The organism is Celerinatantimonas diazotrophica, assembly GCF_004339545.1.
GTDB lineage: Bacteria > Pseudomonadota > Gammaproteobacteria > Enterobacterales > Celerinatantimonadaceae > Celerinatantimonas > Celerinatantimonas diazotrophica.
Genome location: NZ_SMGD01000019.1, coordinates 12668 through 27507, shown reverse-complemented (window position 1 = coordinate 27507; position 14840 = coordinate 12668). Strand labels below are relative to the sequence as shown.

12 protein-coding genes are annotated in these 14840 nt (G+C 47.6%); 5 read left to right on the top strand and 7 right to left on the bottom strand.

Annotated elements, in window-relative coordinates; translation table 11 throughout:
* The first annotated feature begins 124 nt into the window (after nucleotides 1–124).
* The 3 genes from EV690_RS17555 (at nucleotide 125) to EV690_RS17545 (ending at nucleotide 6681) form a co-directional block, all read left to right on the top strand.
* Nucleotides 125–1354: an ABC transporter substrate-binding protein gene (locus EV690_RS17555; protein WP_131914332.1), complete on the top strand. Its 1230-nt coding sequence runs from the start codon at nucleotides 125–127 to the stop codon at nucleotides 1352–1354.
* A 91-nt stretch (nucleotides 1355–1445) separates the two neighbouring features.
* Nucleotides 1446–4544: a beta-galactosidase gene (locus tag EV690_RS17550; RefSeq protein ID WP_131914331.1), complete on the top strand. Its 3099-nt coding sequence runs from the start codon at nucleotides 1446–1448 to the stop codon at nucleotides 4542–4544.
* A gap of 16 nt (nucleotides 4545–4560) precedes the next feature.
* Entirely contained in the window at nucleotides 4561–6681 is a 2121-nt protein-coding gene (locus EV690_RS17545; RefSeq protein ID WP_131914330.1) for an alpha-galactosidase, read from the top strand.
* A gap of 173 nt (nucleotides 6682–6854) precedes the next feature.
* Here EV690_RS17545 and EV690_RS17540 read toward each other — a convergent pair whose 3' ends face one another.
* Together EV690_RS17540 and EV690_RS17535 are read right to left on the bottom strand one after the other, a co-directional pair.
* Entirely contained in the window at nucleotides 6855–7172 is a 318-nt protein-coding gene (locus EV690_RS17540; protein WP_131914329.1) for a hypothetical protein, read from the bottom strand.
* A 9-nt stretch (nucleotides 7173–7181) separates the two neighbouring features.
* A complete protein-coding gene (locus tag EV690_RS17535) occupies nucleotides 7182–7508 on the bottom strand; it encodes a DUF1820 family protein (RefSeq protein WP_207907536.1) in 327 nt (108 codons plus the stop codon).
* A gap of 423 nt (nucleotides 7509–7931) precedes the next feature.
* Here EV690_RS17535 and EV690_RS17530 point away from each other — a divergent pair, with 423 nt between their 5' ends.
* Together EV690_RS17530 and EV690_RS17525 are read left to right on the top strand one after the other, a co-directional pair.
* Nucleotides 7932–8375, top strand: coding sequence for an Rrf2 family transcriptional regulator (locus EV690_RS17530; protein WP_165872807.1), 444 nt, complete (start codon nucleotides 7932–7934; stop codon nucleotides 8373–8375).
* The gene (locus EV690_RS17525; RefSeq protein WP_224054967.1) at nucleotides 8356–8727 is read left to right on the top strand and encodes a SirB2 family protein; all 372 of its coding nucleotides are present in this window, start codon (nucleotides 8356–8358) and stop codon (nucleotides 8725–8727) included. The genes EV690_RS17530 and EV690_RS17525 overlap by 20 nt, the downstream gene beginning before the upstream one ends.
* A 391-nt stretch (nucleotides 8728–9118) precedes the next feature.
* Here EV690_RS17525 and EV690_RS17520 read toward each other — a convergent pair whose 3' ends face one another.
* From EV690_RS17520 to def, 5 genes are all read right to left on the bottom strand, one after another.
* On the bottom strand, nucleotides 9119–10573 hold the full coding sequence (locus EV690_RS17520) for a TrkH family potassium uptake protein (protein WP_224055035.1): 1455 nt from the start codon (nucleotides 10571–10573) through the stop codon (nucleotides 9119–9121).
* On the bottom strand, nucleotides 10573–11949 hold the full coding sequence (trkA, locus tag EV690_RS17515; protein WP_131914325.1) for a Trk system potassium transporter TrkA: 1377 nt from the start codon (nucleotides 11947–11949) through the stop codon (nucleotides 10573–10575). Before trkA ends, EV690_RS17520 begins: the two co-directional genes overlap by 1 nt.
* A 66-nt stretch (nucleotides 11950–12015) precedes the next feature.
* Nucleotides 12016–13314 carry a 16S rRNA (cytosine(967)-C(5))-methyltransferase RsmB gene (rsmB, locus tag EV690_RS17510; protein ID WP_131914324.1) on the bottom strand — a complete coding sequence of 433 codons (1299 nt, stop codon included), beginning with the start codon at nucleotides 13312–13314 and terminating at the stop codon, nucleotides 12016–12018.
* Entirely contained in the window at nucleotides 13311–14264 is a 954-nt protein-coding gene (gene fmt / locus EV690_RS17505) for a methionyl-tRNA formyltransferase (protein WP_131914323.1), read from the bottom strand. The genes rsmB and fmt overlap by 4 nt, the downstream gene beginning before the upstream one ends.
* Nucleotides 14265–14286: 22 nt before the next feature.
* Nucleotides 14287–14805 (bottom strand): peptide deformylase, encoded by a 519-nt coding sequence (gene def / locus EV690_RS17500; RefSeq protein WP_131914322.1) that lies wholly within the window; start codon nucleotides 14803–14805, stop codon nucleotides 14287–14289.
* Nucleotides 14806–14840 lie beyond the last annotated feature (35 nt).

Sequence of the window (14840 nt, the reverse complement as noted above, 5' to 3'; positions counted from 1 at the left end):
TGCTGCAACAGATGAGACTGTTGCAACACTCGGCGGTTTGTGATGAACCGCTTAAGTACTCTTAGAAAACACTATAAGAATACGCAGGACCCAGAGCAACGATGCTCGTCAATGAGGACCGATTATGAAATATCTAAAACAACTTGCTGCTGGTGCTTTAATTAGTGCGGCTTTAGCCAGTTCTGTGTTCGCGAGCACGCTGGTGATTAACTCTGACCAATCCGATCCGGCACCCAAAAAGGCCTGGAACGATTTGATCGCGCGTTTTGAAAAAGCAAATCCAGATATCAAGATCAAATACAATTTATACGATCATGAAGCATACAAGACAGCCGTGCGTAACTGGCTGGTGACCGCGCCGCCAGATGTCTTGTTTTGGTATTCAGGCAACCGGATGGATACCTTTGTTAAACGTGGTTTGATTGATAATATCAGTGATCTCTGGAAGTCGCCGCAGATGCGCGCGGACTTTAAAACGGCCATGCATGCGATCACCATGAATGGTAAACAATATGGGATGCCATACTCCTACTATCAATGGGGCATCTATTATCGCAAAGATATTTTCAAAAAATATAATCTCCAGGTTCCTAAAACCTGGAAGGAACTGTTAAAAGACTGTGCAGCATTGAAGTCGCATGGCATTACCCCATTCGCGATTGGTACCAAATATCTCTGGCCGGCAGCCGGTTGGTTCGATTATATCGATCTGCGAGTCAATGGTTATGCTTTTCACATGAAATTGATGCATGGGAAAATTCCTTATACCGATCCGCGAGTCAAAAAAGTATTCAGTTATTGGAAACAGCTCGTCAAACCAGGCTATTTCTTGGCCAATCATCCATCCTATTCTTGGCAGGAAGCTCAGCCATTTTTGTATAACGGCAAAGCTGCGATGTATTTGATTGGTAACTTTATTACGCCGAACTTTACCGGAAAAATTAAAAGTGAGATGGGCTTTTTCCCATTCCCGCAAATTAACCCTAAAATCCCCGATGCCGAAGAGGCGCCGATTGAGGCCCTTGTGATCCCGGCGAAGGCGAAGAATAAAGCGGATGCACGTAAGTTCCTGAAGTTTGTGGCGAAGGCGAGTAGCCAGCAATATATCAATAAATTACTTGAACAAATTCCGACCAATAATAAAGCGGCCGTTAAAAATGATCCTTTCCTCAAAGAAGGGGTGAAAATGCTAAATAATGCAACGGCTACATCCCAGTTCTATGATCGGGATACGCCACCGGCGATGGCCAAAGAAGGAATGAAAGGATTCCAAGAATTTATGGTGCATCCTGACCGAATTAACCAGATCCTGCAACATCTGGAACGTGTTCGCCAACGCGTCTTCCGGAAATGATCATTTAACATCTTTGATAAAGAAAAACATGACAATCTGATTCTCAGCTTGTCATGTTTTTATATTTTTTTGATAAAAAAGGGGCCTTGCGATGAATACTTTAGCCCAGATGATAGCGCGGCGGGAATGGGAGAATCAGCATGTCATTCATCATAATGTGCTGGCCGCTCATGCACCTGTGCATGGTTATCCTGATGAAACTCAGGCGCTGGCTGGTGGTCTGTCATCGAACCAGCAATCACTAAACGGACGCTGGCGTTTTTACTTTGCATCAAAGCCTGAATTGGTCCCAAGCGATTGCACGTTAGCTGAATTTGACGATCAGGATTGGGCACAAATTTCGGTGCCGGGGAACTGGCAATTGCAGGGATTTGACCGACCGATTTACACTAATGTGAAATATCCGTTTGCTGATAATCCCCCCTATGTGCCAGAAGATAACCCAACCGGGGTATATCGTACCCAGTGGGTTGAACCTAAGCAGCAACCCGGGATCCGCACCGTTATTACTTTTGATGGTGTAAACAGTGCCTTTCATCTGTGGTGTAACGGCCATTGGGTTGGTTATTCGCAGGATTCACGTCTTCCCGCTGAGTTTGATTTGTCGCCCTATCTGGTGGATGGCACCAATCAACTGACTGCAATCGTGTTGCGCTGGAGCGATGGTTCTTATCTGGAAGATCAGGATATGTGGTGGCTCAGTGGTATTTTTCGTGATGTCACTCTGACCCGCAAGCCGCAACATCATATTGCCGATGTGTCGATTAAAACCGAGCTGGATGTCTGTTATCGGGATGCTCTGCTGCGAGTCGAAACCAAATTGTCGGCTCAGTCTTTACCCTGTCAGGTGCGAGTTCGGCTATTTGATGCTAGCGGGACATTGGTTGCCGAGCAGTTGGCTGCCCCCGGTGGCCGAGCCGTTGATGAGAAAGGGGGCTGGGAAGATCGGGTCAGTCATGTGCTTGCGGTTGAGGCGCCTGATTTATGGAGCGCTGAATCGCCGACGCTGTATCGTTGTGTTGTTTCTTTGCTCGACCCGCAGCAACAACTGGTTGACTGCGAAGCTTATTCGGTTGGTTTTCGAACGGTCTGTATTGAATCCGGTTTATTAAAAGTGAATGGCAAAGCGGTGTTACTACGCGGCGTCAATCGCCATGAGCATCATCCTGAGTCGGGCCATGTCATGAGTCGGGAAACTATGCTCAAGGATATCTGCCTACTCAAACAACATAATTTTAATGCGGTGCGCACCGCTCATTATCCTAATCATCCGCTGTGGTATGAACTGTGCGATCAATATGGCATCTATTTGGTTGATGAAGCGAATCTGGAAACTCATGGTCAGTTTCCGATGTGCCGGTTATCCGATGATAGCGAGTGGTTACCTGCTTATATGCGCCGGATCACTCGTTTAGTTGAGCGAGATAAAAATCACCCCTCGGTGATTATCTGGTCTCTGGGCAATGAATCAGGGATCGGGAGTAATCACCATGCAATGTATCAATGGGTGAAACAACGAGACCCGAGCCGTCCGGTTCAATATGAAGGCGGCGGCTCAATGACCGCTGCAACGGATATTATCTGCCCAATGTATGCCCGGGTGGATTGGGATTTGGCGGTACGTTTAGATCAGCCGGATGTACATCCGCGCATTGGCATTAAAAAATCGATTGGATTGCCGAATGAGCAGCGTCCATTGATTTTGTGTGAATATGCTCATGCGATGGGCAACAGCCTGGGAAGTGTGGCGAAGTACTGGCAAGCATTTCGCGACCATCCCCGTTTACAGGGTGGGTTTATCTGGGATTGGGTTGATCAGGGGTTGACCAAATTAAGCGAACAGGGACAACCTTACTGGGCTTATGGTGGGGATTTTGGTGATACCATTAATGACCGTCAGTTTTGTATTAATGGGCTCAATTTTCCTGATCGAACGGGACATCCGAGCATTATTGAGCTCAAGAAAGTTCAGCAATACTACCAATTCCGACTACTGAATGAGTCACCTTTGACGATTGAGGTGGAAAACGAACATCTATTTAGGGCCAATGATCAGGAGATTTTGAACTGGCAGATTTGTGACTCAGACTCGCTGATTGACTCTGGTTCGTTACCGCTGACCATCGCACCACAAACGAAGCAACATCTGCGCTTAAATAGCGTATTAGCTCAAGCAAAAGCCGGCAGCGTTTATTATCTGAATCTTTCGGTCGTGCTCGCAGAGGATACCCCTTGGGCCAAAGCTGGACATGAGACCGCCTGCGAGCAGTTTGTTCTGACGAGCGAGTTACCACAGCTACCGGTGGCTCCGGTGAAAGCAGACTGGCACGCCCATATCACCCAGTCAGAACAAGAACTGCAGGTGTCAGGTGATCATTTTAGATTGCTGTTTTCATTAGCTCAGGGGGAATTATCCAGTTGGCAAGTCAATGGTCAGGAAAAATTACAAGCGCCACTGCGAGATAACTTTTACCGGGCACCATTAGATAATGATATCGGCGTCAGTGAGGTTGACCGGCCCGATCCCCGCTCTTGGTTTGCCCGCTGGCAGGCGATCAATTTAGCCCACCTGCAACGCGAATGTGTCAATGTCGATTGGCAGTTGACTCGCAGCGGCGTTGACGTTGTCGTTGATAGCGTTTACCGGCACGATGCTCGCGTGTTACTGCATTCGACATGGCGTTATCAGGTAGAGGAAAGTGGCCAAGTGACATTGGACGTGGATGTCCGGCGTGCTCCAGGATTGGTGCCTTTACCGCGAATCGGTCTGGAGTTGGCGCTCATCGATCGCTCGGCGCAGGTTTGTTGGTTTGGCCGTGGACCGCACGAAAACTATCCGGATCGGTTGTGCGCGGCCCATATTGGACGGTATCAGTCCACGATTGATGCCATGCATACGCCATATATTTTCCCCACCGAGAATGGTTTGCGCTGTGATGTAACGGACGCACAAATTGGTGAGTTGAAGATCACGGGCGAGTTCCATTTCGCGGTCAGTCGCTTCAGCCAAGCGCAGTTAGCGAGTGCGAAACATAATATCGAGCTGACCCCTCAAGAAGGGACGATTTATGTCCGCGTGGATGGTTTTCATATGGGGGTTGGCGGTGATGACTCCTGGACCCCAAGTGTCCATTCTGAATACTTGCTGGACCGTTCACACTACCATTATCAGGTTTGTCTGCAGTTTTAACCGTCAAGGAGATCACATGCAAGAGTTCGTACAACTGAATAGTTCATCAGCTTCTTTAGTCATCGCGTTGACGCCGGTTGCTGAAATTGTTCATTGGGGCAAACGGTTAGCCCCTCTCACAGAAACTCAGTGGTCTGCGTTTGTCGGGAGCCAACGGCGAGCCATTGCCAATGCGCGTTTGGATCAGGATGTTCCCTTGACCCTTTGCCCTGAGTTAGGGCGGGGGAGCTTTGGTTCTCCGGGGATTGAAGGTCATCGAGATGGTGAGCATAGTATGCCTCGTTTTGAACCGGTTTTGGTGCATCAAGACGATGCCCATCAGGTCTCGATTGTCTGTGAAGATGCGCTTGCGGCACTGCGGTTAGTGGTGCAATTTCAGTTAGATGCGTCCTCTAATGTGTTACGTCAGAAGATGACTTTGACTAACTTGGGAGAAACACCTTACCAATTACAAAAGCTGGCGCTGACCTTGCCTGTTCCTGCCCGGGCTAATTGTTTGGAAAGCTATTACGGCCGCTGGAGCCGCGAGTTTCAAGCGCATCGGCAGACGATTGAACATGGCGCATGGAGCGTGGAAAACCGTCGGGGCCGGACATCACATGAGTATTTTCCCGGTTGTCTGGTGGGAACGGCCCATTTCAGTGAGCAGCAGGGTGAAGTATGGAGTTTTCATCTGGGCTGGAGTGGTAATCATCAATGGCGCTGTGAGGCTAAAAGTGATGGCCGTCGTTTTGTTCAGGCTGGCGAGTTACTGCTGCCGGGGGAGATCACGCTGGCACCAGCGCAAAGTTATAGTACTCCAGAATGGTTTGCCAGTTATAGCGCTCAGGGGGTTAATGGCATCCGGACTCACCAGCATCGTTTTGTTCGTGAGCAGATCGTGCCCTTTGATCGTAACGAGCCAAGGCCAGTTCATCTGAATACTTGGGAGGGGATCTACTTTGATCATGATCCGGATTATATCTGCCAGATGGCTAGTGAGGCTGCGGCGCTTGGGGTAGAGCGGTTTATTATTGATGATGGCTGGTTTATCGGGCGTAACGACGATACCAGCTCACTGGGCGACTGGGTACTGGACAAAACGAAGTATCCGCAAGGGCTCATGCCGGTCATCGAGCATGTGCAACGCCTGGGGATGACTTTTGGTTTGTGGGTGGAGCCGGAAATGGTGAATCCTGATTCTGAGCTATTTCGTCGTCATCCTGAATGGCTACTGGCCGCAGCAGGCTATGAGGCGCCAACGGGGCGTAATCAGTATCTGCTCGACTTGCAGATCCCTGAGTGTTTTAACTATCTGTTTTCAACACTGGATGCTCTGCTCAGTGACTACCCGATTGGTTATCTTAAATGGGATATGAACCGGGAATTGGTCCAGCCCACTCACAACGGACGGGCTGCCGTTCATGGTCAGACAATGGCCTTGTATCGCTTAATCGATCAATTGATTGCCCGGCATCCAGACGTTGAAATTGAGTCGTGTGCCTCCGGTGGCGGCCGGATCGATTATGAAATACTCAAGCGAACTTGCCGGTTCTGGACATCGGATTGTAATGATGCACTGGAGCGCCAGAGTATCCAAAAACATATGGGTATTTTTTTCCCACCAGAGGTGATGGGAGCCCATATCGGGCCGTATCATAGCCACACCACCCGGCGTAGTCATGATATTCAACTGCGCGGGTTAACTGCCTTAACCGGGCACATGGGGGTTGAACTTGATCCGGTGAAAGCCGCGGCGGATGAAAAGCAGGCTTTTGCCCGTTATATTGCCTTGCATAAGCACCATCGCTATCTGCTGCATCATGGCAATAGTTTTTATTTAGACAGCAGTGATCAGAGTCGCTGGGTCTATGGGGTCGAGTACAACGGTGACATGTTGGTGGTTGTGTGTCAGCTTAGGATGCCCGACTATGCGCTGGTGGCCCCTATTCTGTTACCTAACCTGGATATTGAGAAGTGGTATCGGGTCAGTATGCTCGATTATCCGGCGGCCAGTGCTGGCCTGATGAAACCGAATCAGGGCTGGTGGAATGAATCTTCGCTGGTTGTCAAAGGCGAATGGTTGTGCCAGGTCGGGCTATCGTTACCTTTACTCGATCCAGAAAGCGGTTTGTTGCTATCTGTGGAAGTTCTCTGATTAAAGAGCGATGCCATTGCTTGCTTAACTCATTAAGCGACGCAGGGGGCGCCGCGTTCAAAATGCGTTTAATTTGAACAAAACTCAACCACCAAAGGTCAACAGTCCCTAGTGGTTGATTGGGCTATTCTGTCTGGAAATGCAGTGGCATTGTTTCACCAACGAGGTCGTTGCTATGATTGGTGATCGCTCTGATATTGCTGAATTAAAATCAAAAGTCGTTGATATTCAGTAGTCAGTTCATCAAGGATGATGGGATCGAGCTGCTCGGCATCTGCCAATTTCTGACAGGCGCTTGCCAGTGGCGAAAAATTAACTAAGCTGGCAATGCCGCTAAAAATGGCACTTACTTGCGTCTTTAGCTCGCCTTGGCTGCGCGCTTTTTGAAGTAATGCCAGCTCTTGGTCACTGTGCTGAACAATTTCATCCAGCCAAAAGGCTAATTTTTGTGGATGACCATATAAAATGGTGAGTTTTTGCCAATCAATCATCAAGTGATACTACTCAGGTTTATGCGTATAGATTGGCCCGGGGAATGGCCGAACTTTGTCACTGGTATCCGTTAGTTTCACCGTTCCCGGTTTGTTGACCTGATCGATGCGTAATACGTTGTGCATTGGAATAAATGAACACTCGACATCGGCAAACTCCGATTTGAGTTTTTCTTCGCTAGGGTCGACTACTACAGATGAGTTAGTATTGAACACAAAATCACGAACTTCGACAAATCCGAACAGATTGCCCTGGCCGACCTGTTTGGCGTACAGTTCGTACTGCTTACCATTACTAATAAACTGGATACGGTATAAAGGTTGTTCTTTCATAATTAAGATCTTAGTGTTACTTCTTTCGTGAATGAGTTCTAAGTTTGGTCATTGTATACTTGGCTCCGTTAAGGCTGCCAAATCAACGATGCTCTCAGTTGGTTTAATGCTATTTAAATGGGGATTTGATTTAATAAATCAATCCTTGTGAGGTGTTAAAACGATTTATTCTGTTCAAACTTAATTCTTTTTTGATCCCGGCGGTTTAGAACCCAGCAAAATCTTCTAATTTTTTAACAAAAAAGCAACTTTTGCTGTTGTTGAGATCACGGTTTGCTAAAGATGTCTTGAAAATATCGATTTAAAATTGATGCAGATTCAGACTTGTTCAAATTGGTTCTGTTATTTTTACCTGATATTAAAAAGTGTGGCACAAGGTCGTGAATGTTCACGCCTGGGATAGCCAAACGAACAGGGGGAGCCTCGATGCAACTGACACTTTTTACTGATTACTGTATCCGGTCGCTAATTTTAGTGTCGACGCGATCGCCTGGGCAGCTTACAACAATCACTGAGATTGCTGATAAATATGAACTCTCTCGCAACCATGTGGTGAAAGTGGTGCATCGTTTGGGGCAGCTAGGCTATTTACATACCCAGCGCGGAAAAAATGGGGGAGTGAAACTGGCTCGTCCAGCCAACGAAATTCTTATGGGCACACTGATTCGTGATGTGGAACCACACCACTCTTTGATGAACTGCAGTGCGCCACATTGTTGCTTAAGTCATCAGTGCCGGATGAAATCTATTTTAGCCAAGGCGATCCATTTGTTTTATAACGAGCTTGACCTCTATACCTTGGCCGATATTATCAAAGAACCTGAAGAAGTTTATGAGATCTTAAATATTGATGATGAGTACTTTTCATAGTTTAGTTAATATTCATATTGCCAGTGCGATTGTGAGTATCGTTGGCTTCGTTTGGCGCTGGCAGCTGGCGCTGCGCTCTTCATCTGTCCTGCAAAATAAAGCCGTTAAAATTTTGCCGCATATTATCGACACGATTCTGCTGGGCAGTGGGATATGGTTGTGCGTTCTGATTGATGAATATCCATTTGTCGAATCTTGGCTGACCGCCAAACTTATTCTCTTAGTCGTTTATATTGGCTTGGGAACTATTGCAATTAAACGCGCAAAAAACAATCGACAACGATTGATCAGTGGTATTTTGGCGATTGTTGTGTTTGCTGCAATTGCAGTCATTGCTTATAGCTCTCATTAAGCAGATGTATTATCTGGTTCATTCATGAAAATAACTCGATTTTGGCATCGAGTTATTTTTTAGGTGCGTGCAAGATATATGGATTCCGGCGGATGAATATCACGTGCTTACGAGGCTGAACCCATGGCCTTGAGTCAGCTATAGAGTGTCGAGCAATCCTTTGTTTTCAAGAAATTTCTAACCTATTGCATTTCGTTTGTGCATTTCGTTTGAAAAAATGGCGCCGTATTGCCATCCCGATCTGTTCCTGTTCACGTTCATTGGCTACAGATACTGCCCCTCGATTCTTGAAACGTCAGTTAAAGACGGTTGCTGAAGCTTGTAAGCATGTGCTGTTGTTCTTAAGGTGTGAAGATTAGGTCTATTCGAAAGCTAGTGAGGGTGTCTAAAATTATATGTCTCGCCAGTAAGCGGGGAAAAACAGAACTGCGACCGTTAAAATTTCGAGCCGCCCCATCAACATCCCTAAGCTTAAGAACCATTTTGCCATATCCGATAGCGAGGCAAAGTTACTGCTTGGACCAATCACCGAGCCAATTCCGGGGCCGACATTGGCTACAGCGGTAATGGCGCCACTGATGGCAGTAATCGGGCCACTACCTAAAAAACTCAGTGCTGCCGATAGCACAATAATGGTTAAAAAATAAGCGACTGTGAATGCTACTACGGAGCGGATAATTTCATCGGAAACGGGGCGATCATTATAGCGCTGTGGAAAAATCCCTCGAGGATAGAGTAATTGGCGAATTTGTTTGTGAAAAAGTGTTCCCGAAATTTGCAGACGGAAGATCTTAAGGCCTCCAGCGGTCGAACCGGAGCAAGCTCCTATAAGCATCAGAAATATAAATAGCGTGGTGGTGAAATGCCCCCACTGGCTAAAGTCTGTCAGGCCGTACCCCGTCGTGGTAATGATCGATAAAATGTTAAACAGGCTAATCCGTAGCGCATCGGTAAAATGCAAAGCGGAATGTTGCCATAGCCAAGTACTCATAATCGCACCGATGATGAGGATGATCAGTAAAAAGCCGCGCACCTGTGCATCATGGGTTAACTGGCTGAGTTTCTTTTGCCGGAGCGCCTGTACAAACAACAAAAACGGTAACCCACCCAAGAACATAAATAAAATGCCATTCCAGTGGGCAATCTTACTAAAATGGGCCATTGACTGATCTGAGGTTGAATAGCCACCTGTTGATAGGGTCGTCATGGCGTGGTTTATGGCGTCAAACCAGCTCATTCCTGACAGTCGGTAGCCGATTGCACATAGAATACTTAGAGTGCTGTAAACTGCGAGAATATTAGCTGCGACATATTTAGTCCGTGGGGCACTTTTTTCTGACCAATCAGATGATTCGGTCTGGAACAGCCGCATCCCCCCTACGTTCAAAAAAGGTAGAATCGCTACTGCCAGTACAATAAATCCAATCCCCCCTAACCATTGCAATAATGAACGCCAGAGTAGCAATGCTGGCGGTAGTTTATCCAATCCAGATAATACTGTAGAGCCAGTGGTGGTCAGCCCGGACATAGTTTCAAAATAGGCATCGACGTAACTGGTATGCCCCAGAAGCATAATGGGCAATGCGCCGAAAGCACAACAGATCACCCAGACGGAACTGGTCAGCAAGAACATCTCACGAGCCTTCATTCGCGATTGTGTCATCTTGCCTATGCGTAATAACAAAAATGAAAATAAGTGGGTGATCACAATCGCTTGGATAAAGTTCACTACCCCGGGGGTTTTGGTAAAAAAAGCAACCGCCGCCGGTATGTACATGAACAGTGCCAGTTTAGATAGCACTAATCCATTGACGAAAATGATGGGGCGAAGCTTGACCGGGAGAATCACAGAAAGAACGGACTCGGTTGGAAGAGCTTTTCAACATCCGGAATGTATTTTTTATCCACTAAGAACATAACCACGTGGTCATTTTGTTCAATCCGGGTGTCATCATGGGCGATGATCACTTCTTCCCCTCGAACCACGGCACCAATTGTGGTTCCGGTTGGTAAACTTAGTTCACCAATGGTGCGGCCTACGACCTTGGACGTGTGTTCATCACCATGTGCGATTGCCTCAATCGCTTCCGCAGCACCGCGACGAAGCGAATAGACATTCACAATGTCGCCTTTGCGCACATGGGTCAGTAGTGCTGATAAGGTCGCTTGCTGCGGGGAGATTGCCACATCAATTACGCCGCCTTGCACAAGATCGACATAAGCGGAGCGTTGAATCAAGACCATTGCTTTTTTCGCACCGAGTTTTTTGGCCAACATCGCTGACATAATGTTGGCTTCATCATCATTGGTGACGGCGATAAAGACATCCACCTGTTCAATATGCTCTTCACTGAGCAACTCTTGATCGGAGGCATCTCCACAGAACACAATGGTGTTATTCAGCATTTCAGAGAGGTATTCGGCACGCTCTAGGGTTTGTTCGATTAACTTGACGCTATATTGACTTTCTAACTGCTGCGCCAGAGCTGCACCGATATTTCCTCCGCCGACAATCATAATTCGCCGGTAAGGTTCTTCAAGGCGTTGTAATTCGCTCATTACAGCGCGAATGTGCAGACTTGGCGCCACAAAAAAGACCTCATCGTCCGCTTCGATCACGGTTGTCCCTTGAGGGCGAATGGCATGGTCGCGGCGGAAAATAGCAGCAACCCGCGTTTCAGTATTGGGTATATGATCACGTAATACCGATAGTGCATTGCCAACAAGTGGCCCGCCGTAATAGGCTTTTACCGCAACCAATCCAACTTGGCCATTGGCAAAGTTCATCACTTGCAGTGCGCCAGGGTAATCAATCAGGCTACTGATATAATCAGTGACTAATTTTTCTGGGGCTATTAGGTGATCCAGCGGGATCGCTTCTGGGCGGAACAGTTTCTCTCGTTCGGCTAAAATGGCCTGAGAGCGGATGCGAGCGACTTTGTTTGGGGTGTTAAATAGCGTATAAGCAATCTGACAGGCGATCATGTTTGTTTCGTCACTGTTGGTGACTGCAACTAGCATATCTGCATCATGGGCGCCTGCTTCGCGCAATACGTCTGGATTTGAGGCATAGCCTTGTACGACCCGCAGATCAAATTTGTCTTGCAGATCCCGTAGTCGCTCATTATCGGTATCGACCACGGTAATATCAGACTTCTCGCCTACTAAATTTTCAGCTAAGGTGCCGCCAACTTGGCCAGCCCCAAGAATAATAATTTTCATAGATTTAACAAGGTGGTTAGCCTGTAACTAGGCATAGTTTGGACTGCTGTGGCTCGATTGACAAGCTCAGCACCTTTTATATAACCGCGCATAATAGAATCCATCCATGTGTTGCTCGCCAGGTAAAATTTGCCAACCGGGTTGCTCTTGGGTGTCCATATCGTTGATTGCAATAAGTTCTGCATCTTGCTGTTGGGCTAAAAAGTTAGCAATTTGTGAGCGGTTTTCATCTGGAAGAATTGAACAGGTTGCATATAACAAAGTTCCACCAGGTTTTAGTTCCTGCCACAGAGCATTAAGAATGCTGCGCTGTAATTTTGCCAGTGTGGCAATATCATCGTGGCGACGTAGCCATTTAATATCCGGGTGTCGACGGATGACCCCAGTTGCTGAACAAGGAGCGTCTAATAAAATGCGGTCATAAGGGCCATTACTCCAGTGCTGCGGTTCAGTGGCATCCGCAACTTTTAAATTCGCTTTTAATTGCAGACGAGTGAGGTTCTCCTGCACGCGCGAAAGGCGCTGTTGATCCACATCGATGGCCATGACATCGAGATGTTCCGCGATTTCTAACAGGTGCCCCGTTTTCCCCCCAGGGGCGGCACACGCATCTAAGATTTTCTCGCCGGGTTGAGGGTCCAGTAAGCGGGCGGCCATTTGCGCAGCACCATCTTGTACTGAAACATCACCTTGCTCAAAACCGGGTAATTTGTGCACGTTCACAGGCTGTTCTAGGCGTAAAGCATCAACCGCTAAAGAGCTGGGATAGGCCTTGAGTTGCTCGTCGTTTAAACGAGCAAGATAGTCGGTCGTACTTTGGTGGCGTTGGTTCACCCGCAGCCACATTGGTGCCCGTTCATTATTAGCCGACAAGATCGCTTGCCAATGATCTGGATAGGCACTTTCAATCGCTTGGCTCAGCCATTTAGGGTGGCAGAATTGCAAGCTAGGGATGTTGCTAATGGCATCCATTAACTCATCACGTTTTCGCACGGCTGAGCGCAAGACTCCGTTGATGAGTTTACTAAAATTACTGAGTTTAAGTTCTCGACTGGCCTGAACGGTTTCACTGACCGCTGCATGAGGGGGAATGCGTGTGTAAAATAACTGGTAAAGACCGACCAAAATTAGAAAATGGGCACAGCGATATTTGCCTTTCAGTGGCTTGTCCATCAGCTGTCGAGTCCAATAATCTAACCGCGGCAATAACCGGATCACGCCATAACAAAGTTCCTGCACCAGGGGGCGATCTTTGGCGGGACAGCGAATCAGCTGTTGATCCAGTTGGGTGCTCAAAGATTGATTTTTTTCGATCACTTGGTAGCTAATCGTCGCGGCCAGAGACCGCGCACAAAGTGGCTTCATGATAATAATTCCAACTGGCTGCCTACGGTAAACCAGTCTTTGCGAGCATTTAACAGGTCAATGACTCCCAATGCTTTTTTCCCTGGCAGTTGCAAGACTTCTAATTTGAGAGCTTGCTCTTGGGTAGCAACGACGATGCCGTTTTTATCCGCCGCGACAATCGTGCCCGGGGCGACGTCTTTATCAAGTGGCACGACGCTGGCTTTGTGCACTTTTATATCGATGTCATGGTGATGAAAATAACTCATTGGCCAAGGATTAAATGCCCGGGTGCAGCGTTCAATAGCAATCGCACTGTCTTGCCAGTTAATTTGTGCTTCGGCTTTAGATAGCTTCTTGGCATAGCTGCTTTGTGACTCATCCTGAGGCTGCGGAACGAGTTCTGCAGCCGTTAACTTATCCAGAGCTTCCAACAGTGCCTGCGGGCCGATTTGGGCCAATTTTTCATAGAGCGAAGCGCTGGTGTCTGAGGCTTCAATTTCAAGATTTGCTTGGTGGAGCATATCTCCTGTATCGAGTCCCTCATCCATCTGCATAATCGTGACCCCCGTTTGAGGATCTCCCGCCCAGATTGCGCGTTGGATAGGCGCTGCTCCTCGCCAACGCGGCAAGAGTGAACCATGAACGTTAATGCACCCATATTTGGGCGTATCTAAGACTGCTTTGGGTAAAATCACCCCATACGCCACAACGACCATGAGATCGGCATTTAACTGGTGCAGTTGCTGTTGGGCCTGTTCATCGCGCAGTGATTGTGGCTGGTAAATGTCCAATTGATGTTCTTGGGCCAGTTGCTTGACAGCACTGGCCGTTAATTTTTTCCCGCGGCCTGCCGGGCGATCGGGTTGCGTATACACCGCTATAACCTCGTGTGGGCTATCTAGCAGTGCTCTAAGATGACGTGCCGCGAAATCTGGGGTTCCGGCAAAAACAATGCGTAATGGCTTCAAACTAAACTCCTGCAAATTCCATTTAGTCTCGTGAGCGAGCTTCGCGTTTAGCTAGTTTTTCCATTTTCTGTTTCACGCGTTGACGTTTCAGCGGTGAAAGATAATCGACGAATAGCTTTCCTTTAAGGTGATCCATTTCATGTTGAATACAGATCGCTAATAAACCTGTTGCATCTATTTGGAACGAATTCCCATCACGGTCTAAGGCTTTCACAGTGACTTCGGTTGAGCGTTCAACTTCAGCGCGATATTCAGGAACACTCAGACAGCCTTCCTCATTCATTGCGCAGGTTGGTGAGCGTTCAATGAGCTCTGGATTAATCAGGACAATGCGTTGATCCCGGGTTTCAGAACAATCCATCACAATAATCTGTTGGTGAATATCAACTTGGGTTGCCGCCAGACCGACACCGTCTTCGGCATACATTGTGTCAAACATATCATCAACGATTTGTTGGATTTTCGGGGTCACTTCAACGACCGGCTTAGCGATGGTGCGTAGTCGCTCATCGGGAAAACGTAATACATTCAGAACTGCCATTGGAACAGGTCACCTTCTTAACTTTGTTCATGTTC